This is a genomic window from Sulfitobacter faviae, from assembly GCF_029870955.1.
In the GTDB taxonomy this organism is placed as follows: Bacteria; Pseudomonadota; Alphaproteobacteria; order Rhodobacterales; family Rhodobacteraceae; genus Sulfitobacter; species Sulfitobacter faviae.
The window spans coordinates 2,751,013-2,768,089 of sequence record NZ_PGFQ01000001.1; the positions used below are offsets into that span (position 1 = coordinate 2,751,013).

A 17,077-nucleotide genomic window follows, 5' to 3' on the forward strand; every position below is an offset into this window, starting at 1 on the left:
TGTTGCGAATGTTATGGGCGCAGGGGCTGCGTCATTCAAGGGTTGCAACGGGGCAGGGTGGTGCGATGCAGGCGAAAATCAGCTGCGCGGAGCTTGGGGTTTTGGACGGGCCGTTGCTGCTTTTTGGCGGGCCCTATTCCAACCTTCAGGCGGTCGAGGCGCTGGCGGCTTTCGCCGCGGCGCGCGGCATCGACGGGGGGCAGATGATCTGCACCGGCGACATTGTTGCTTATTGCGGCGCGCCGCGCGAATGCGTGGCAGCAATCCGGGCGCTTGGCTGTGCCGTGGTGGCGGGCAATTGCGAAGTGCAACTGGCCAGCGGGGCCGAAGATTGCGGCTGCGGCTTCGCGCCGGGCAGCAGTTGCGACATGCTCTCGGGCGCGTGGTACGCCCATGCGGCAGGCCAGTTGGACGCGGATGCGAAAGACTGGATGGGTCGCCTGCCGGATGTGGCGGTGTTCCGCCATCAGGGCCAGCGCTATGGCGTGATCCACGGCGGGGTGCGCGATGTGGCGCGGTTCATCTGGTCCGAGACTGCGGCGGCGGTGTTTGACGAAGAGTGGCAGGCGCTGGAAGACATCGCAGGTCCCGTCGATTACATCATCGCGGGCCACTCCGGTCTGCCCTTCATCCGCGAGACAGCGCGCGGGCGTTGGATCAACGCAGGCGTGATCGGCATGCCGCCCCACGACGGCGGCCAGCAGACGCGGGTGGCGCTGCTTGACGGGGGCGAGGTGGGCTTTCACCGGCTGAGTTACGATGTGGCCGGGGCCGTAGCCGATATGGCCAAGGCAGGCTTGCCGCGCGCCTATGCAGAGGCGCTACAAAGCGGTTACTGGCCTTCGGAAGACGTGTTGCCGCCGGGATTGCGGGTGCCGTCCTTGGCGAGGGGGTGACGCTCCAGCACGAGGTCCGAGAGGCGCTCTTCCAAGACATGGGTGTAGATCTCGGTCGTGGCGACATCGGCGTGGCCCAGCATGGTCTGGATCGCCCGCAGGTCGGCGCCATTGGCCAGCAGATGCGTGGCAAAGGCATGGCGCAGGGTGTGGGGCGTGACTTTCTCGGGCGGCACGCCGCCGGTGACGGCGAATTCCTTGATCAGCAGATAGAACCGATGCCGCGTCAAATGCCCTGTCGCCCCGCGGGAGGGGAAGAGGTGCCGCGCGGGCGGTTTGCCCTTGGCTTGCGCCGCCTCATCCGCCTTGTCGCGCACCACCAGCCATGCCGCCAGCGCGTCGCGCGCGGGCTCTGACAGGGGCACCAGCCGCTCGCGGCCCCCTTTACCTGCGATCAGCAGCAGACGCGGATCGCCCCGCGCGGCGCTGACCGGCAGGCTGACCAATTCACTGACCCGCATGCCGGTGGCATAGAGCAGCTCCATCAGGCAGGTGTTGCGCAGTTGATCGGCCAGCGACCGGCCAGAGTTGCGCGCGGCATCGAGCAGCCGGTCGACCTCTTCCTCGGACAGGATCTTGGGCAGGCGTTTGTCCTGCCCCGGCCCGGCGATTTGCACCGCTGGGTTGTCTTCGCGCAGCCCTTCCTCAAAGGCGAAACGGTAAAGCTGTTTGATCGCCGAGAGCCGCCGTGCGCGGGTGGATTTCGCCAGCCCCTGCGCGTCGCAATAAACAAGGTAATCTTCGACCTCGCCGCGGCTGGCGGTCAGGAAATCATGGTTACGCTGCGCGAGAAAGGAATCGAAATCCTTCAGGTCGCGGCCATAGGCCAACTGCGTGTTGGTGGCAGCACCCTGTTCGGCGGCGGCGGCCTCCAGAAAGCTGGAGATCCAATGGAAGGTCGGGGTCTGGGACATCATCATTGCTGGAGCAATACAATCTGCAAGGCGGCACGTCGGGCGGTGTCTTCCAATCCGAGGGCGCGCAGGGTGGCTAGGGCGTCGCGAAGCGCCGATGTGTCACCACTCGCCCCGTCATGCAAGAGCGACAATAGGCGCAAAATTGCCATGCCCAATTCCTTGTCCCGCGCCAGCGCCATCAGATCGGCGCGGGGGCTGGGGTTGGCGAAAGCGTCATGCACCGCAGCGGCCAATGGCGCATCGGGCGCGGGGCCTTTGGGCGCGTCGCCCAGGGCCACGGCGCGCAGCAATTCGTCCTCGGGGACTTGCCGATCACCCGCGCCGCGGCGGCCTCATACTCAGGCGACAGCAGCGCCACATCCCGCGCCAGACGCGCAGCATGGCCCGCCAGCGGAATGGTCGAAAGCGGTTCGGCAAAGAGCGCGGCAAAGGCCACTTCGAGAGAGGCTTCGCGCATCGCCTCCCAAGCGGGCGGCAGGGTCTTGGCCACCGCCTCGGCGCTGCCGGTGCGCAGGGCCGTTTCAAACCTTTGCAGCGCCGCGACCCGGTCCCAGACCCCGCCAGAGGCGGCGGGCTGACGATCAGTATAAAGCCCCAGCAGCAGGTTATCGGGCAGGGCGCCCGCGCGGGTCAGCCGCTCGGCGGCCTCAAGCTGGGCCTTCCATCCGGCGATGTCGCGCAGATCCGCCACCGCATAGGGGCGAGGCAGGATGTTAGAGGGCAAGGGCTCGCCAATGGTTTCAAACAGGCGGAAGGTCATTGGGTCCATCTGGCGCGGCACGCGCAGCGGTTCGGCCCCTTCGTAGAAATCCGGGTTCAGGAAACGGTCAAAGAGTTCGAGCTGCGCCTCGGGCAGCAGACCAAGCGCTTGGGCCGAGCCAAAGGTCAGGGCCGCGTTTTCCCAATTGCCGGCGCGGGCGTTGCAGAAAATCCGGGTGCCATAGTCGCGGGTCAGATGCGGCGATTTCACCAATCGCTCACAGACGCGATGCTCGGTCCCGGTGAGCAGGGAAAGTTGCATCCACAGGTCGAAATGCGCGGTCGAGGTGGTCACCCCAGCCTGTTCGATCAGCGATAGCGCCGGGTCGAGGGCGCCAAGCTCCATCAGCTTTTCGCCCCGCGCCAGCGCCAAAAGATCGCCGTTGCGCGCCTCGCCCTGCGGGGCCTGTGCCTCGGCCAGAAGCACGGTGTAGAGCAGCGCCTGCGCGGCGGGCAGATGCAGGTCCGGCAAATCGCGGATGCGGTCGATCAGAGCGGTCGTGTCACTGCCAAGCCAGATGTCCCCGCGCAGCCCGGTGACAGAGCCGGGCACCAGCCCGATGCGGCGCGGCGCGCCATCGCCCAAGGGCGTGACCTGCACGGGCGGCGGCAGCGCGCTGTCGGCCACGGGCGGTTCCGGCACCCGGCCCGGGTTGGGCGGGCGTTTGGGCCGGTTTTCGGGCGGCGATTGCGCGCCCAGCCAGTCGATCACCGAAAGCGGCTGATCATTGGCCGCGGGGGGCTGTTCTTGCTGCTGAGCCGCCTGTCGCGATTCGCGGCCCAGATTGCGGTCTTCTTCGGATTCGGCCAGCAGGGCTGTGGCGCTGACCGAGCAGATCAATGCAGCACAAAGGGCCCGTTTGCCTTTGGACAGGGCGTTTGCCACGCCGCTCAATCCGCTGTCAGCGTGACAGGCTGGCGCGTCTCAATCTGTTCGGGCGAAAAATCCACGCCAAAGAATGGCCCGACATAGGCATAGCCCACAAGACCGATGAAGCCGACAATCAATAGAAATATCAAAAGCTTAAAAAGTTTACCCATGATTTATGCCTGCCCGGAATTCTGCTATTTTGCCAAACTATATATGGCCTTTTCGGCAAGATCACGTCATTCAGAGAAAAATGAGCGGAATTAAGCACAGCATCACCGATGGCGAAGAAACGCCGCCCCGCTACCGTCTGAACAAGACGGTGGCGCTGGTTGGCATGATGGGCGCGGGCAAGACGGCGGTGGGGCGTGCGGTCTCGGCCAAACTGGGCGCGCCTTTTCTGGACAGCGATGCGGAGATCGAAGCGGCGGCCAATCTCAGCGTGCCTGAGATTTTCACCCGCGACGGGGAGCCGTTCTTTCGCAAGCGGGAGACCGAGGTGATCGCGCGGCTTTTGGCCGAGGAGCGCTGCATCCTGTCGACTGGCGGTGGTGCTTTTCTGGCCGAGGTGAACCGCGACAATATCGCGGCTTACGGTGTGGCGCTTTGGCTGGATGCGGATTTGGATCTGCTGTGGAACCGGGTGCGCTACAAGGACAGCCGTCCGCTGCTGCGCACAGCTGATCCCAAGGCCACGCTGGCCGCGCTTTATCGCGACCGGGTGCCGCTGTACCGGCTGGCGGACCTTTCAGTGCGCTGCGATCCGCGCCTGTCGATTGACGCCATGGCCAACCGGGTGATCGACAAGCTGCTGACAAGACCGGATGTTTTGGAGAGATTGGATGCGTGAGACGGTTTCCGTCGCCCTGCCGGGGCGGGAGTATGACGTGGTTATCGGGGCGAGCTTGCTGGGGGATGCGGGCGCGCTGATCGCGCCGCTGCTGCGCCGCAAGCGGGTGGCCGTCATCACCGAAAGCCGCGTCGCTGCATTGCATCTGCAATCCCTGCGGGAGGGGTTGGCGGCCGAGGGCATCGCGATGTCTGCACTGAAACTCGCCCCCGGAGAGGGGACCAAGGACTGGGCCAATCTTCAGCGCTGCGTGGACTGGCTGCTTGATGAGCAGGTGGAGCGCGGCGATATCGTCGTGGCCTTTGGCGGTGGGGTGATCGGTGATCTGGTGGGGTTCGCCGCCGCCGTGCTGCGGCGCGGGGTGCGTTTCGTGCAGATCCCCACCTCTCTTTTGGCGCAGGTCGACAGTTCGGTGGGCGGCAAGACCGGGATCAACGCGCGCCAAGGCAAGAACCTGATCGGGGCCTTCCACCAGCCCAGCCTCGTGCTGGCGGATACCGAGGTGTTGGGCACCATGCCCAAGCGGGATTTCCTTGCCGGTTATGGCGAGGTGGTGAAATACGGGCTGCTTGGTGATGCGGCGTTCTTTGATTGGCTGGAGGCGCAAGGCCCGGCCCTTGCGGCAGGCGATATGGCCGCCCGCATCGAAGCGGTGCGCCGGTCGGTTCAGATGAAAGCCGATATTGTGGAGCGGGACGAGACTGAGCAGGGCGACCGTGCGCTGTTGAACCTTGGCCATACTTTCGGCCATGCGCTCGAGGCGGCGACGGGCTATTCCGACCGGCTGCTGCACGGCGAGGGCGTGGCGATTGGCTGTGCGCTGGCCTTTGAGCTTTCCGCCCGGCTGGGGCTTTGCCCGCAAGAAGACCCGAGCCGTCTGCGCGCCCATTTGGTTCAGATGGGCATGAAGACCGACCTGCGCGACATTCCCGGCGATCTGCCCGAGGCCGAAGAACTGCTTCGGCTGATGGGACAGGACAAAAAGGTCGTCGATGGCCGTTTGCGCTTCGTTTTGGCACGCGGCATCGGGCAGGCCTTTGCGGGGGCCGAGGTGGAGAACGAGCGGGTGCTGGCGCTGTTGCGGGATGCGCTCGGCTGAAGCCCCACGGCTACGGCTTCGCGTAAAGGGCCATCGCCTGCAGTTAAAATTCGGGCTAGGTAATTTTCGGATCAGTTGGCCTGAGACGTGTCTCTGCGCGAGGCTGCTGTCTAGCCGAGGGCCATCGCCTGCCCGTGGGTCGGCGATCCAACCTCGCTTCGTGCCACTTTATGCCTCAACCGTGATGTGCGCTCGCAAAGTCGCGGCTAACCTCACCAAATCGCCTACCCGGTGGGGCGGGCAGGCGATGGCCCGGCGCCTTCGGCTTGATTCCGGGCTGGGTGGTAATCTTGAGCCGTCGCTCAAGGCGGGCAGGGCGCTCCAGCGCCCCACCCAATAGTCTAAATCAGAACGGGATCTCGTCGTCCAGATCACGGCTGCCGCCGCCGCCACCGCCGCCCGAAGAGGACGGGCCGCTGTCATAGCCGCCGCCGTAGTCATTGCCGCCACCGCCGTAGCCGCCACCGCCGCCACCACCGTAGCCGCCGCCACCACCGCCGCCGCCGGAGCCGCCGCCGGGACCGTCGAGCATGGTCAGCGTGCCGCCGAAGCCTTGCAGCACGACTTCGGTGCTATAGCGGTCTGCGCCCGATTGGTCCTGCCATTTGCGGGTCTGCAACTGGCCTTCGATATACACTTTGGAGCCCTTCTTGAGGTATTGCTCGGCCACGCGGACGAGCCCTTCTTGAAAGATCGCCACCGAATGCCATTCGGTCTTCTCGCGGCGCTCACCGGTGTTGCGGTCTTTCCATGTCTCCGAGGTGGCAATGCGCAGGTTGCACACTTTGCCGCCGTTCTGGAACGACCGCACCTCGGGGTCGCGCCCGAGGTTGCCGATAAGGATCACTTTGTTCACTGAGCCGGCCATCTTGCCCCTCGTTTATCATTGCTGTGTCATTGCGTCGGGCGCGAATCCGAGCGCGCCCAATTCGGCTGTTTATATCGTGCTTGTTCGCCGGATGACACCGGCTTTCCATCCCGCCGCCCATCGCCACGGCCCGCGAAATGGCCGGGATTTCGGGGCTGGTAGAAGGGGCGCATTTAAGTATACTGTGCGCAATGCAACGGCAGGGGGCAGATATGCGAAAGACGGGACTTTTGGCCGGTCTGGCCGCGGTGAGTTTGACGGCAGCCGGGATCATCGCGATGGGGGCGGCACCAGCGGCTGCCGATATGTTCGCCAGCAAGAACCGCGCGGGGCTCTTTGCCTCGCAGAAAAGCATCCTGGATAATCGGGCATCCAAACAATATTCCGCCTCCGTGCGGCTGCAGCCGCCCAAGGTCGTCACCCCGACGAAATGGGACGTTCCGAAATACAACGGTTCGTATAAAGGAGCCTTTCTCACCCCTGCCCGCGCCGCGGCCACGCGCCACGGTATCCCGGTCGATCTGTTTTTGCGGCTGGTGCAGCAGGAAAGCGGGTGGAACCCCAAGGCGCTCTCGCACAAGGGGGCGATGGGGCTGGCGCAGTTGATGCCGCAGACCGCGCGGGCGCTGCGTGTCGATCCCGCCGATCCGGTGCAAAACCTCGAAGGCGGGGCGCGTTACCTCAAGATGCAATACCGCGCTTTCGGCAGTTGGGAGCTGGCGCTGGCCGCCTATAACGCGGGGCCGGGGGCAGTGAAGAAATACGGGGCATCCCGCCCTACAAGGAAACCCGCAATTACGTTAAAGTGATCACGGGCAGCTAAGTTGTTGATATTTATGAGCTGGGCGCTGCGCTTGGGCGTTTGTCCGCCTATTTGCACCCCCGCAACCCCCTTTGGCATCGGCCCCCTTGGGAACCGTCGGGGCGATAGTGGTGTTCTCTGATCAGAAACTTTGCAGCGGGGCATTCCCGCCGCAGAGAGGAAAGATCAAAGGAGAACGACATGCTGACGAATATGAAAAACATCGCCCTTGCCGCTGGTGTAAGCGTTATCGCGCTGAGCGGCTCTGCCTTCGCTGATGACAAGATCATGGTCTCGAAAATCGACGTCGAATCCTCTGTCGCCGCCGCGGCTGACAGCAATGCCATGGATTTCTATCCTGATCTGGAAGAAGACCTGCGCGCCGAAGTGGCAGAGCGCGTGCCGATGAGCAGCGATGGCTCCGATCCGCAGATCAAGATCGACATCCGCAAAATCTCTCTGAACGGCGCGACAATGCTGCCCGAAAGCAAGGAATTCAACGAGTTGGAAGGCGTTGTTGATATCACAAGCCCCACCGGCGACAACGCGGGCCTGAGCTTCCCGGTCATGATTTCGGCCTATAGCGGCGATGAGATCGCGCCCGAAGGCTATGTCAACGTGCAGCCGTCCGAGACTGAGTTCTACGTGGCGCTCGTCTCGACCTTCGCTGACGTTGTCGCCGAAGGTTTGGCCAATGTGAACACTGCCGGTTCGCCTGTTGATCCCTAAATCCGGGTTTGATTTGGCCGTGTTGGCCGGATCGCCATAACCTCAGGCCGTTCCCCCTTAGATAGCCTGAGGCATGAGGCGTGGTTCTTCGGAACCGCGCCTTTTTTCATTCCGCCGCCGTGCCTGTCTCAATCACCGGCTCCATCTCGGCGAATTGCTGGGCGGTGAGGTGGCATTTGATCTGATGGCCATCGGCCATGGTCACCATCGGCGGCACCTCGCGTTCGCAAAGATCACCCGGCACCTGCGACTTCCACCGGCAGCGCGTCTGGAAGGGGCAGCCCGGAGGCGGGTTCATTGCCGAGGGCACGTCGCCTTCGAGTACGATGTGTTTCTTTTTCACCTTGGTATCGGCAATCGGCACCGCGCTCAGCAGCGCTTCGGTATAGGGGTGATAGGGCGGGGCGAAGACCTGATCGGTGTCGCCCAGTTCGACCACATGGCCCAGATACATCACCATCACCCGGTCCGAGAGATAGCGCACGATCGAAAGGTCGTGGGAGATGAACAAAAGCGTCGTCTTCTGCTCGCGCTGGATTTCCATCAGCAGGTCGGTGACGGCGGCCTGCACGCTCACATCAAGGGCCGAGACCGGCTCATCCGCCACCACGATCCGCGCATCCCCGGCAAAGGCGCGGGCGATGCCGACGCGTTGTTTTTGCCCGCCCGAGAGTTGGCGCGGCATCCGGCCTGCGAATTCGCGGGGGAGTTTCACCAGATCGAGCAGTTCCAGCATACGCTGGCGGCGCTCTTTCTCATTCTTGCCGATGCGGAAAATCTCCAAGGCGCGGATGATCTGCCGCCCCACGGTCATCGAAGGGTTGAGCGTGTCGAAGGGGTTTTGAAACACCATCTGCACATCGGCCACGTTCTTGGTCGTGCGGTCATCAATCGGCACGCCGCCGATGTCCTGCCCGTCGAGGTAGATATGCCCCTCGGTCGCTGTCTCTAGCCCCATCAGCACCTTGGCGAATGTGGACTTGCCGCAGCCCGACTCGCCCACGATGGCGAGGGTTTCGCTTTCATGGGCCTCGAAGCTGAGGGTTTCATTGGCTTTGACCACTTTGGTATTGCCGCCGCCGAACATGGCATTGGCCGCGACTTGGTAGTATTTCTTGAGCTTGTCCATCTTGAGGACGACCTCGCCGACATCGCTCTTTTCCTTGACCTCGGCCAGCTCCAAGGGCGCTTGCCAGTCGATCTCTTGAAACCGAATGCAGCGGGTCTCATGCCGGTCGTTGCCGGGCACGCTCTCCATCGGGATCGGCGCGGCGTCGCAGCGGCCGGGGACGAAATAGTCGCAGCGCGGGCCGAAGTTACAGCCCGGCGGGCGTTCGTGGGGCAGGGGGAAATTGCCCGGGATGGCCTTCAGGGGCCGCGCGTTCTTGTCCGCCCCGGCAGCGGGATTGAGCGGAACAGCGCCTGCGTATAGGGATGCTGCATCTCGTCAAAGACATCCTCGATCGAGCCCTTCTCGACCGCCTCGCCCGAGTACATCACGCAAATACGGTCGCAGGTTTCCAGCACCAGCCCGAGGTTGTGCGAGATGAACAGCATCGAAGTGCCGTATTTCTTGCCCAAATCCTTCACCAGTTCCACCACCGCCGCCTCGACGGTCACGTCGAGCGCGGTTGTTGGCTCGTCGAGGATCAAGAGCGAGGGTTCTGACATCAGCGCCATGGCGATGACGATACGCTGCTGCTGCCCGCCCGAAAGCTGGTGCGGATAGGCCTTCAGGATGCGTTCGGGGTCCGGCAGCTTCACGTCCGTGACCACTTGAAGCGCCCGGGCATAGGCTTCCTTCTCGGACATGCCGGCATGGATCATCGGCACTTCCATCAGCTGTTTGCCGATCCGCATGGCGGGGTTCAGGCTGGCCATCGGTTCTTGGTAGATCATCGCGATCTCGCTGCCGCGAATGTCGCGCAGTTCCTCTGTGCTCATCTCGCTCAGGTTGCGGCCTTTGAATTTGATGGAGCCGCCTACGATCCGGCCATTGCGACCCAGATCCTGCATCACGCCCAGCGCCACGGTAGATTTGCCGCAGCCACTTTCGCCCACCAGCCCCACGGCCTCCCCCGGTTGGACGTTGACGGAGAAATCCATCACGGCGGGAATCTCTCGCAGGCGGGTGAAGAAGGAGATCGACAGGTTGTTGATCTCAAGAATGGGACCGTCGTAATCAGTCTTTGGCATTTGGCTCTCCCAGTCGGGGGATCAAAAGGGGCCGGGAGGGCTGGCCCCCCGGAGGATGTTTCTTAGTCGCGCAGAGATTCTTCGCGCAGGCCATCGGCCAAGAGGTTCAGACCCAGCACGAGGCTCAGCAGCGCCAGCGCAGGCGCAATAGCGGCATGCGGGTAGAGCGACAGCAGGCGGCGGCCCGCGTTGATCGTGCTGCCCCAATCGGGGCTCTCGCTCTCCAGCCCGAGGCCAAAGAAGCCCAGCGTGCCCAGAAGGATCGTGGTATAGCCGATGCGCAGGCAGAAATCGACGATTAGCGGCCCGCGCGCATTGGGCAGGATTTCCCATAGCATGATATACCACGGGCCTTCGCCACGGGTCTGGGCGGCGGCCACATAGTCGCGGGTTTTGATGTCGAGCGCCAAGCCGCGCACGATGCGGAACACCGTGGGCGAGTTCACGAAGACCACCGAGACAAAGACCACCAGCACGCCGGGGTCGATGTCGAAGAGATCGATCATGCCGGGCAGGCCGGGGATACGGTAGCTGTCCGTCGCCACGATTGCCCCGTCGGTGGAGACCAGCGACAGGTAGAGCCAGCCGACTACCCCCAGCACCACGATCAGAAGCGGCGTGCGGAACGAAGGTTGCGTGTAGTAGCGCGCGTTCAACAGCACGGCGAGGAAGATCAGCGGGAAGATGAATAGGAACACCGCCATGTAGTTCGGGATGCCGGTCAGCACGATCTCGGGCGTGACCAGCAGGTAGAAGAGCAGGATCACCGGGAAGGCGAGGATCAGGTTTGCCAGAAAGCTCAGCACCGTATCCAACCGCCCGCCATAGTATCCCGCAGGCAGGCCCAGCGTGATCCCCACCATAAAGGCGAAAAGCGTTGCCATCGGCGCGATCTGCACCACGACCCAAGACCCTTTAATCAGCCGGGAAAAGACATCGCGGGCTAGGTTGTCACCGCCCAAAAGGAACCAAGGGTATTCGCCTTCATCCGGGCTGCGCAGGGGCGTGCCGGGCAGTTTGTTCTTCATCCCCGAAGTCTGGCTGAGGCTATCGTGCGTCACCAACAGGTCGAACAGCCCGCCGAAGATGCCGGTGTAGACCCAGAACATGACGATGGCGAAACCGATCATGCCGACGGTGCTGTCGAAAAGCTTACCGTAAAGGCCGAGCCGCCGCTTGAAGTGGATAGAAAGCGCAAAGGTCAGGATCAGCGCGATCCACACGGGCAGCATCTGCTGCGACATGCCGCCGATGATGCCCGCCTGCGGCCCCATGAAGGCGCCTGCGATGATATAGATCAGCAGCACGAGGATCAGCAGCGCAAAAAGCAGGATCACCGCACGGTTCACCCCGCCCGCCAGCCCGCCTTGCCGGGCGACGGTGCCGTCCGGGTTGATCTGGCGTGCCTCACTGGCGGGAAAGAAGGAAACGACGATCTGCACCGCCACGGCCAAGGCCAGAAGCACCGCGAGCCCGAGGAAGATGATGTTGAGCCCCGCAAGTGAGCCGGTCCATGTCAAAGGTTCCATGTCCAAGCTCCCTTAAGAAATGCGAATGCGCGGGTTGAGGAAGACATAGCCGATGTCCGAGATCAGCTGCGTCACGAGGACGACGATCACAGACACGACCGACACCGCCAGCAGCAGTTCGATGTCGTTATTGGCCGCGGCCTGCACCAGCAGCCAGCCGAAGCCCTTGTAGTTGAACAGGGTCTCGACGATCACCACGCCATTCAAGAGCCACGGGATTTGCAGCATGATCACGGTGAAGGGCGCAATGAGCGCGTTGCGCAGCGCGTGTTTCAGCACGATCTCTGAGAATTTCACGCCCTTGAGCCGCGCGGTGCGGATATATTGCGCGGTCATCACCTCGGTCATCGAGGCCCGCGTCATTCGCGCGATATAGCCCATGCCGTAGAGCGAGATGGTCAGCACCGGGAGGAAGAAGTTCCAGAAGTTCGCATCCTTCATGGCAGAGGTGGCCGAGCCCAGAAACAGTGTCTTGCTGTCGATCCAGCCCCATTCGGCCAGCAGCGGCGATAGGCCAAAGCGCGAGGAGGCGAGCACCGCAATGAAGATCACCCCCGAGACATATTCCGGCGTCGCCGTGGTGGCGATGGAGAAGGTGGAGAGCGAGCGGTCGAGCTTGGAGCCTTCGCGCATCCCCGCCAGCACGCCCACGATCAGCGCCGAGGGGACCATCAGCACCAGCACCCAGAACATCAGCTTGCCGGTAAGTGCCAGACGGGTGAGCACGGTCTCGCCCACAGGTTCTTTGAAGACGGTCGAGAATCCCCAATCGCCTTGCAGGATGCCGCAGCGGGTGGGGCGGTCCTCCACCGGGGTGCCGGGGGCGAAACAGCGGCCAAAGGTTTCCTCGGGCGTCTCGCCTTCGGTGACCCAGCCGGGCAGCACGCCCAGCCATTCGCCGAATTTGTCGACCGTGGGCTGCAGGTAGCCGCGGTCTTCGAGGTAGCTGGCCACGGCTTCGTCCGACATGCGGAAGTTGCCTTGGGTCTTGGCGAGTTTTTCAAGGTTCGGATAGAGATTGGTCAGCCAGAACACGATGAACGTCAGGCAAAGCGCCGTCAGCAACATCACACCCAGCCGGCGCAAAATGAATAGTCCCATGTGGTCCCCTGTAGCAGGGTCGGGCGGTGACTTGGCCCGACGATGCGGCCTTTTGGCCTTTTTAATTCGTGCGGCGCCTTGGGGGCGCCGGTTCTGTGCGTGGCAGGTTTTCTCTGCCTTGTGGCGCCGGGTGCCGAAGACCTTTTGGCGGTCTTTCTGGCAGCCTGCGCTTTTTCATTGCCCCGCCCCTTTGCGGAGCGGTTCAGCCATGAGGCACGGAAATTGGTCGCGCGTCAACATTCGGCTGAGGAGTTTGGTTGAGTTTTTGCGACATGCTGAGGGTCTGAAAGCGACATTTCGGCCCGGCTCTCAGCGCAGTTTGCTGGGGGTAGGCCGCTGTGCTGTTGCATGAAACGGGTGAAATAGGCGGCAGAGCCGAAGCCCAAGGTGGCGGCGATCTCGGCAGCGGTGTGATCGGTCTCGGCCAGCAGGCGACGGGCGGCATGGCAACTGCGTTCGGTCAGAAGGTCAGCGGCGGATTTGCCGGTGGCCGCCTTCACGGCGCGGGTCAGATGGGTTGGGGTCACGCCGAGAGCTGCGGCGTGTTCGGCCATGCTGGTGCCCTTGGGGGCGCCTTGAGTGACCAAGGCGCAGAAGCGCGCGCTCAGCCTGTCGCCTGCCTTGGGCCGGGGGCGGTATGGGCCTCTGCCATGATCTGGCGGCGCAGCCAGACCGACATCAGCGCCACCTGCGCTTTGAGCGCATCTTGGTGCAGGGGGCGGGCCTGTTGGACCTCCCGCTGGGTCTGTTCGATGAGGGTTGCGATCTCCGATTGCGCGGCCCCATCGCGGATGCGCAATTGGCGCGGGGTCTCGGGCAGGCTTTCGTCACTGTCTTTGGGGATCAGCACCGCATGGCCCAGACATTGATAGCCCAGCTCCAGCGCGAAGAGCGACCGCGCCGGTATCCAAAGCGCATTATGCGGGCTGATGCCGCGGCGTTGGCCGTCGAGCAGCAGCCGCCCTTGGCCCCGGGTGATCCAGATCAAAAGATGGTGGTCGCGGTCATGGGCGAGGGTCAGCCGCCAGTCTTGCCCCGCTGAAAGCTGGGCCAAGGACTGGGTCTGAACTTCTGTCTCGGGCACACGGCGCTTTCGTTGAGAAATGGAAACCTTACATGGGCAATCTCCAACGTCAGGCTAGCGGAGGGTTGGGATAACGCAAGAGATTCCGCCCGCTCGGCGGCTATTCTGGCGTCACCCGCTGCCAATCTGCCATCTTACTGCGCATCCAAGTGCGCTGCCGCTTGGCGAAACGGCGGGTGGCGACCACAGCAGCCTCGCGGGCGCGGTGCAGCGGCCAGTCGCCGTCGAGGTGGCGGATCAGTTCCGGCACGCCGATGGCGCGATGGGCGGGCAGGGATGGGTCATAGCGCGGGCGAAGGGCGGCGACCTCTTCCAAGGCGCCTTGCTCGAGCATCAGGTCAAAGCGTCGTGCGATGCGGGCGTTCAGCCAATCCCGTTCGACATCGAAGACGATTGGCAGACAATCCGCCAGCGGCAAAAGCGGCGCGCCGGTGTCGCGCTGCCAGTCCGACAGGCCGCGCCCGGTGGCCTGCCACACTTCCCAAGCGCGCTGCACCCGCGCGCGGTTGCGTTGGTCGAGGCCTGCGGCGGTCTCGGCATCCAGCCCGGCCAACAGGTCTTCGAGTGCCATCTCGTCGCCTTGGGCGCGCACCTCTACCGGGGTGGCCGGAATCTCGGCCAGCCCCTGCGTCAGGGCAGAGAAGTAAAGCCCGGTGCCCCCGGTGATGATCACCCGCTGATCGCCGCCCAGCAGCGGAGCCACTTCGCGCAGCCAATGGCCGGTGGAATAGGGCGCGTCTTCGGCCAGATGACCATAGAGCAGATGCGGCGCGCGGGCCTCTTCCTCGGGCGAGGGGCGGGCGCTGATGATGCGCAGGGGGCGTAGACTTGACTGGCATCGGCGTTGACGATCACACCGCCCTGCGCCTCGGCAATGGCGAGGGCAAGGGCGGATTTGCCACTGGCGGTCGGCCCGGCGATCAACACCGGCCGTTCGGGCGGCAAGCCTTGCAACAGGGCGTCCATCTGGGCCTTGGGAATATCCGGCATTTCTTTGCGTCTTCCTTACGTCCCGCATTGAACCTTGGGCGTATTTGCGACATTTTGGCGCGAAATGAAAACCCTTCACCGCCGCAAGGTTTAAATCTCCCCCCCGGTTGGTGAAATAGTAAGGTGTGCCCGATGTCCCAAGACACCCCCCAAGTCTCCTTTAACCGCGTGATGCTAAAGATTTCCGGGGAGGCGCTGATGGGTGACCTCGGCTATGGTCTGCATCCGCCAACCGTCGAACGCATCGCCCGTGAGGTGCAATCGGTGCACAGCCTCGGCGTTGAGATCTGCATGGTGATCGGCGGCGGCAACATCTTCCGCGGGCTGCAAGGCTCGGCGCAGGGGATGGAGCGGACCACGGCGGACTACATGGGGATGCTCGCCACCGTGATGAACGCGCTGGCGATGCAATCGGCGCTCGAAGGTTTGGGCATCCACACCCGCGTGATCAGCGCGATCACCATGAACGAAGTGGCCGAGCCCTATATTCGCCGCCGCGCCGTGCGCCACCTTGAGAAGAAGCGGGTCTGCATCTTTGCCGCGGGCACCGGCAACCCCTATTTCACCACCGACACCGCCGCGACCCTGCGCGCCAATGAGATGTCCTGCGAGGCGATCTTCAAGGGCACCAAGGTCGACGGTGTTTATGACAAAGACCCGGCCAAGTTCGACGATGCGAAACGCTATGATCTGGTGAGCTATGACGACGTGCTGCAAAAGCGGCTCGGCGTGATGGACGCCTCTGCCATCGCGTTGGCGCGAGACAACAACCTGCCGATCATCGTCTTCTCGCTGGATGAGCCGGGCGGCTTCCAAGGTATCTTGGCGGGGCAGGGCACCTATACCCGCGTCGGATAAATCCGGCCCGCATTCCAAGGCATCGCCCCACGGCGGGGCGATTGACCTGATGCTGCCCGCGTCTCTCACAACAGGGGCGCGGGGCGCGTATGGTGGCGCAACAATGGGCAGTTGTGAAAGCGCCGCGCCACCGTTAGAAAGCCGTAACGCAAGGAAACAACAAGCAGGCTCGCCATGTCAGACGAATTTATGCTCGATACCGATGATCTTGAACGGCGGATGAACGGCGCGATTGCGTCGCTTCGGACCGAGTTCGCATCGCTGCGCACGGGGCGTGGCTCGGCCTCTATGCTGGAGCCGGTGATGGTCGAGGCTTATGGCCAGATGACCCCGGTGAACCAAGTCGGCACCGTCAACGTGCCAGAGCCGCGTATGGTCACGATCAACGTCTGGGACAAGGGGCTCGTCGGCAAGGTTGAGAAGGCCATTCGCGAAAGCGGTCTGGGCATCAATCCGCAGCTCAATGGCACCATCATCATGCTGCCGATCCCCGAACTGAACGAAGAGCGCCGGACTCAGTTGACCAAGGTCGCGGGCCAATATGCCGAACACGCGCGCGTCTCGATCCGCAACATCCGCCGCGACGGGATGGACCAGATCAAGAAAGCCAAGAACGACGGCGCCATGTCCGAGGACGACCAGAAAATCTGGGAAGGCGAAGTGCAGGATCTGACCAACCGTTTCATCACGCTCATCGATGAACAGCTTGAGACGAAACAGGCCGAAATCATGCAAGTCTGACCCCGCCAAGACGCAGGGAAACAGAACTTGAAAGAAAAAGGTCGAGACATGAGCACCGCCGAAATTCAGCCCCAAACGATACCCGGCGGGCCACGCCATGTGGCGATCATCATGGACGGCAATGGCCGTTGGGCCACCCAACGCGGGCGGCCCCGGCTTTTTGGGCATCACGCCGGGGCCAAACGCGTGCGCGAGATCGTCGAATGCTGCCCCGACGTGGGGGTGGAGTATCTGACGATCTTTGCCTTCTCGACCGAGAATTGGAAGCGTACGCAGGTCGAAGTGGCGGGGCTTATGTCCTTGTTCCGGCGCTATATTTCCAAAGAAATGCGCAGCCTCAGCGACTATGGCGCGCGGGTGCGGTTCATTGGGGATCGCGACCGGCTGGATGACAAGCTGATCAAGCTCATGGGAGAGCTTGAGGCCCATACCGCCCATAACACCCGCATCAATCTGACGATCGCGCTCAATTATGGCGGCCGCGATGAGGTGGCTCGCGCCACGCATCGCTTGGCCCAAGATGTCGCCAGCGGCAAGCTCGACCCCGACAGCGTGGACGAAGAGACCCTGCCGCGCTACCTCGATACCCATGTGCTGCCCGACCCCGATTTGGTGATCCGCACCAGCGGCGAGGCGCGGATTTCGAACTTTCTGCTGTGGCAATCGGCCTATGCGGAATATGAGTTCATCGACACGCTGTGGCCGGATTTCACCCGCGAGGAATTCGCCCGGCTCTGCGCCGCCTATGGCGGGCGCGACAGGCGGTTCGGTGCGGTCAAGACCTGAGGAG

General features: G+C 63.2%; 16 protein-coding genes and 3 pseudogenes. 8 read left to right on the top strand and 11 right to left on the bottom strand.

From position 1 onward, the window contains the following. The first annotated feature begins 65 nt into the window (after positions 1-65). A complete protein-coding gene (locus CUR85_RS14230; protein ID WP_067266984.1) occupies positions 66-896 on the top strand; it encodes a metallophosphoesterase family protein in 831 nt (276 codons plus the stop codon). Here CUR85_RS14230 and CUR85_RS14235 read toward each other — a convergent pair. Genes CUR85_RS14235 through CUR85_RS14250 form a run of 4 tightly spaced genes read right to left on the bottom strand, consistent with a single transcriptional unit; the run spans position 833 to position 3,613 of the window. Beyond that, a complete protein-coding gene (locus tag CUR85_RS14235; protein ID WP_136720301.1) occupies positions 833-1,816 on the bottom strand; it encodes a site-specific tyrosine recombinase XerD in 984 nt (327 codons plus the stop codon). The genes CUR85_RS14230 and CUR85_RS14235 overlap by 64 nt on opposite strands. Continuing rightward, complete coding sequence (locus CUR85_RS14240; RefSeq protein WP_280322777.1) at positions 1,813-2,034, bottom strand: hypothetical protein; 222 nt, start codon at positions 2,032-2,034, stop codon at positions 1,813-1,815. Before CUR85_RS14240 ends, CUR85_RS14235 begins: the two co-directional genes overlap by 4 nt. After that, on the bottom strand, positions 1,992-3,458 hold the full coding sequence (locus tag CUR85_RS14245) for a hypothetical protein (protein ID WP_280322778.1): 1,467 nt from the start codon (positions 3,456-3,458) through the stop codon (positions 1,992-1,994). The genes CUR85_RS14240 and CUR85_RS14245 overlap by 43 nt, the downstream gene beginning before the upstream one ends. A 5-nt stretch (positions 3,459-3,463) precedes the next feature. Further along, positions 3,464-3,613: a hypothetical protein gene (locus tag CUR85_RS14250; RefSeq protein ID WP_007120408.1), complete on the bottom strand. Its 150-nt coding sequence runs from the start codon at positions 3,611-3,613 to the stop codon at positions 3,464-3,466. A gap of 80 nt (positions 3,614-3,693) precedes the next feature. On the opposite strand from CUR85_RS14250, the gene CUR85_RS14255 reads away from it, so the two are divergent. Both CUR85_RS14255 and aroB read left to right on the top strand, forming a co-directional pair. Further along, positions 3,694-4,290: a shikimate kinase gene (locus tag CUR85_RS14255; RefSeq protein ID WP_067266987.1), complete on the top strand. Its 597-nt coding sequence runs from the start codon at positions 3,694-3,696 to the stop codon at positions 4,288-4,290. After that, entirely contained in the window at positions 4,283-5,389 is a 1,107-nt protein-coding gene (aroB, locus tag CUR85_RS14260) for a 3-dehydroquinate synthase (protein WP_136720302.1), read from the top strand. Before CUR85_RS14255 ends, aroB begins: the two co-directional genes overlap by 8 nt. A 346-nt stretch (positions 5,390-5,735) precedes the next feature. On the opposite strand, the gene CUR85_RS14265 is transcribed toward aroB, so the two are convergent. Further along, a complete protein-coding gene (locus tag CUR85_RS14265) occupies positions 5,736-6,257 on the bottom strand; it encodes a single-stranded DNA-binding protein (RefSeq protein WP_067261546.1) in 522 nt (173 codons plus the stop codon). A 278-nt stretch (positions 6,258-6,535) separates the two neighbouring features. On the opposite strand from CUR85_RS14265, the pseudogene CUR85_RS14270 reads away from it, so the two are divergent. Continuing rightward, positions 6,536-7,080: pseudogene (locus tag CUR85_RS14270) on the top strand (lytic transglycosylase domain-containing protein). A 180-nt stretch (positions 7,081-7,260) separates the two neighbouring features. Beyond that, positions 7,261-7,788 carry a hypothetical protein gene (locus CUR85_RS14275; RefSeq protein WP_067261547.1) on the top strand — a complete coding sequence of 176 codons (528 nt, stop codon included), beginning with the start codon at positions 7,261-7,263 and terminating at the stop codon, positions 7,786-7,788. Between the two features lie 106 nt (positions 7,789-7,894). On the opposite strand, the pseudogene CUR85_RS14280 reads toward CUR85_RS14275, so the two are convergent. From CUR85_RS14280 to miaA, 6 genes and pseudogenes are all read right to left on the bottom strand, one after another. After that, positions 7,895-9,984 (bottom strand): annotated as a pseudogene (locus tag CUR85_RS14280) (dipeptide ABC transporter ATP-binding protein). Between the two features lie 62 nt (positions 9,985-10,046). Continuing rightward, complete coding sequence (locus CUR85_RS14285) at positions 10,047-11,513, bottom strand: ABC transporter permease (protein ID WP_067261550.1); 1,467 nt, start codon at positions 11,511-11,513, stop codon at positions 10,047-10,049. Positions 11,514-11,525: 12 nt separating this feature from the next. Beyond that, the gene (locus tag CUR85_RS14290) at positions 11,526-12,614 is read right to left on the bottom strand and encodes an ABC transporter permease (protein ID WP_067261552.1); all 1,089 of its coding nucleotides are present in this window, start codon (positions 12,612-12,614) and stop codon (positions 11,526-11,528) included. Positions 12,615-12,847: 233 nt separating this feature from the next. Beyond that, positions 12,848-13,168, bottom strand: coding sequence for a helix-turn-helix domain-containing protein (locus tag CUR85_RS14295; protein ID WP_280322780.1), 321 nt, complete (start codon positions 13,166-13,168; stop codon positions 12,848-12,850). A 50-nt stretch (positions 13,169-13,218) separates the two neighbouring features. Further along, positions 13,219-13,698 carry an AraC family ligand binding domain-containing protein gene (locus CUR85_RS14300; RefSeq protein ID WP_280322781.1) on the bottom strand — a complete coding sequence of 160 codons (480 nt, stop codon included), beginning with the start codon at positions 13,696-13,698 and terminating at the stop codon, positions 13,219-13,221. Between the two features lie 100 nt (positions 13,699-13,798). Next, positions 13,799-14,688, bottom strand: a pseudogene (gene miaA / locus CUR85_RS14305) (tRNA (adenosine(37)-N6)-dimethylallyltransferase MiaA). Between the two features lie 132 nt (positions 14,689-14,820). On the opposite strand from miaA, the gene pyrH reads away from it, so the two are divergent. The 3 genes from pyrH (at position 14,821) to uppS (ending at position 17,073) form a co-directional block, all read left to right on the top strand. Continuing rightward, the gene (pyrH, locus tag CUR85_RS14310) at positions 14,821-15,546 is read left to right on the top strand and encodes a UMP kinase (protein WP_067261559.1); all 726 of its coding nucleotides are present in this window, start codon (positions 14,821-14,823) and stop codon (positions 15,544-15,546) included. 174 nt (positions 15,547-15,720) lie between these two features. Further along, on the top strand, positions 15,721-16,287 hold the full coding sequence (gene frr, locus CUR85_RS14315) for a ribosome recycling factor (RefSeq protein ID WP_067261561.1): 567 nt from the start codon (positions 15,721-15,723) through the stop codon (positions 16,285-16,287). Between the two features lie 48 nt (positions 16,288-16,335). Then, a complete protein-coding gene (gene uppS / locus CUR85_RS14320; protein WP_067261562.1) occupies positions 16,336-17,073 on the top strand; it encodes a polyprenyl diphosphate synthase in 738 nt (245 codons plus the stop codon). Positions 17,074-17,077 lie beyond the last annotated feature (4 nt).

What these genes read in the sequence shown, in the direction of transcription:
- CUR85_RS14230 (WP_067266984.1), top strand. Translation starts at nt 66, where the DNA reads ATGCAGGCGAAAATCAGCTGCGCGGAGCTTGGGGTTTTGGACGGGCCG.
- CUR85_RS14235 (WP_136720301.1), bottom strand. Translation starts at nt 1,816, where the DNA reads ATGATGATGTCCCAGACCCCGACCTTCCATTGGATCTCCAGCTTTCTG.
- CUR85_RS14250 (WP_007120408.1), bottom strand. Translation starts at nt 3,613, where the DNA reads ATGGGTAAACTTTTTAAGCTTTTGATATTTCTATTGATTGTCGGCTTC.
- CUR85_RS14255 (WP_067266987.1), top strand. Translation starts at nt 3,694, where the DNA reads ATGAGCGGAATTAAGCACAGCATCACCGATGGCGAAGAAACGCCGCCC.
- aroB (WP_136720302.1), top strand. Translation starts at nt 4,283, where the DNA reads ATGCGTGAGACGGTTTCCGTCGCCCTGCCGGGGCGGGAGTATGACGTG.
- CUR85_RS14265 (WP_067261546.1), bottom strand. Translation starts at nt 6,257, where the DNA reads ATGGCCGGCTCAGTGAACAAAGTGATCCTTATCGGCAACCTCGGGCGC.
- CUR85_RS14275 (WP_067261547.1), top strand. Translation starts at nt 7,261, where the DNA reads ATGCTGACGAATATGAAAAACATCGCCCTTGCCGCTGGTGTAAGCGTT.
- CUR85_RS14285 (WP_067261550.1), bottom strand. Translation starts at nt 11,513, where the DNA reads ATGGAACCTTTGACATGGACCGGCTCACTTGCGGGGCTCAACATCATC.
- CUR85_RS14290 (WP_067261552.1), bottom strand. Translation starts at nt 12,614, where the DNA reads ATGGGACTATTCATTTTGCGCCGGCTGGGTGTGATGTTGCTGACGGCG.
- CUR85_RS14295 (WP_280322780.1), bottom strand. Translation starts at nt 13,168, where the DNA reads ATGGCCGAACACGCCGCAGCTCTCGGCGTGACCCCAACCCATCTGACC.
- pyrH (WP_067261559.1), top strand. Translation starts at nt 14,821, where the DNA reads ATGTCCCAAGACACCCCCCAAGTCTCCTTTAACCGCGTGATGCTAAAG.
- frr (WP_067261561.1), top strand. Translation starts at nt 15,721, where the DNA reads ATGTCAGACGAATTTATGCTCGATACCGATGATCTTGAACGGCGGATG.
- uppS (WP_067261562.1), top strand. Translation starts at nt 16,336, where the DNA reads ATGAGCACCGCCGAAATTCAGCCCCAAACGATACCCGGCGGGCCACGC.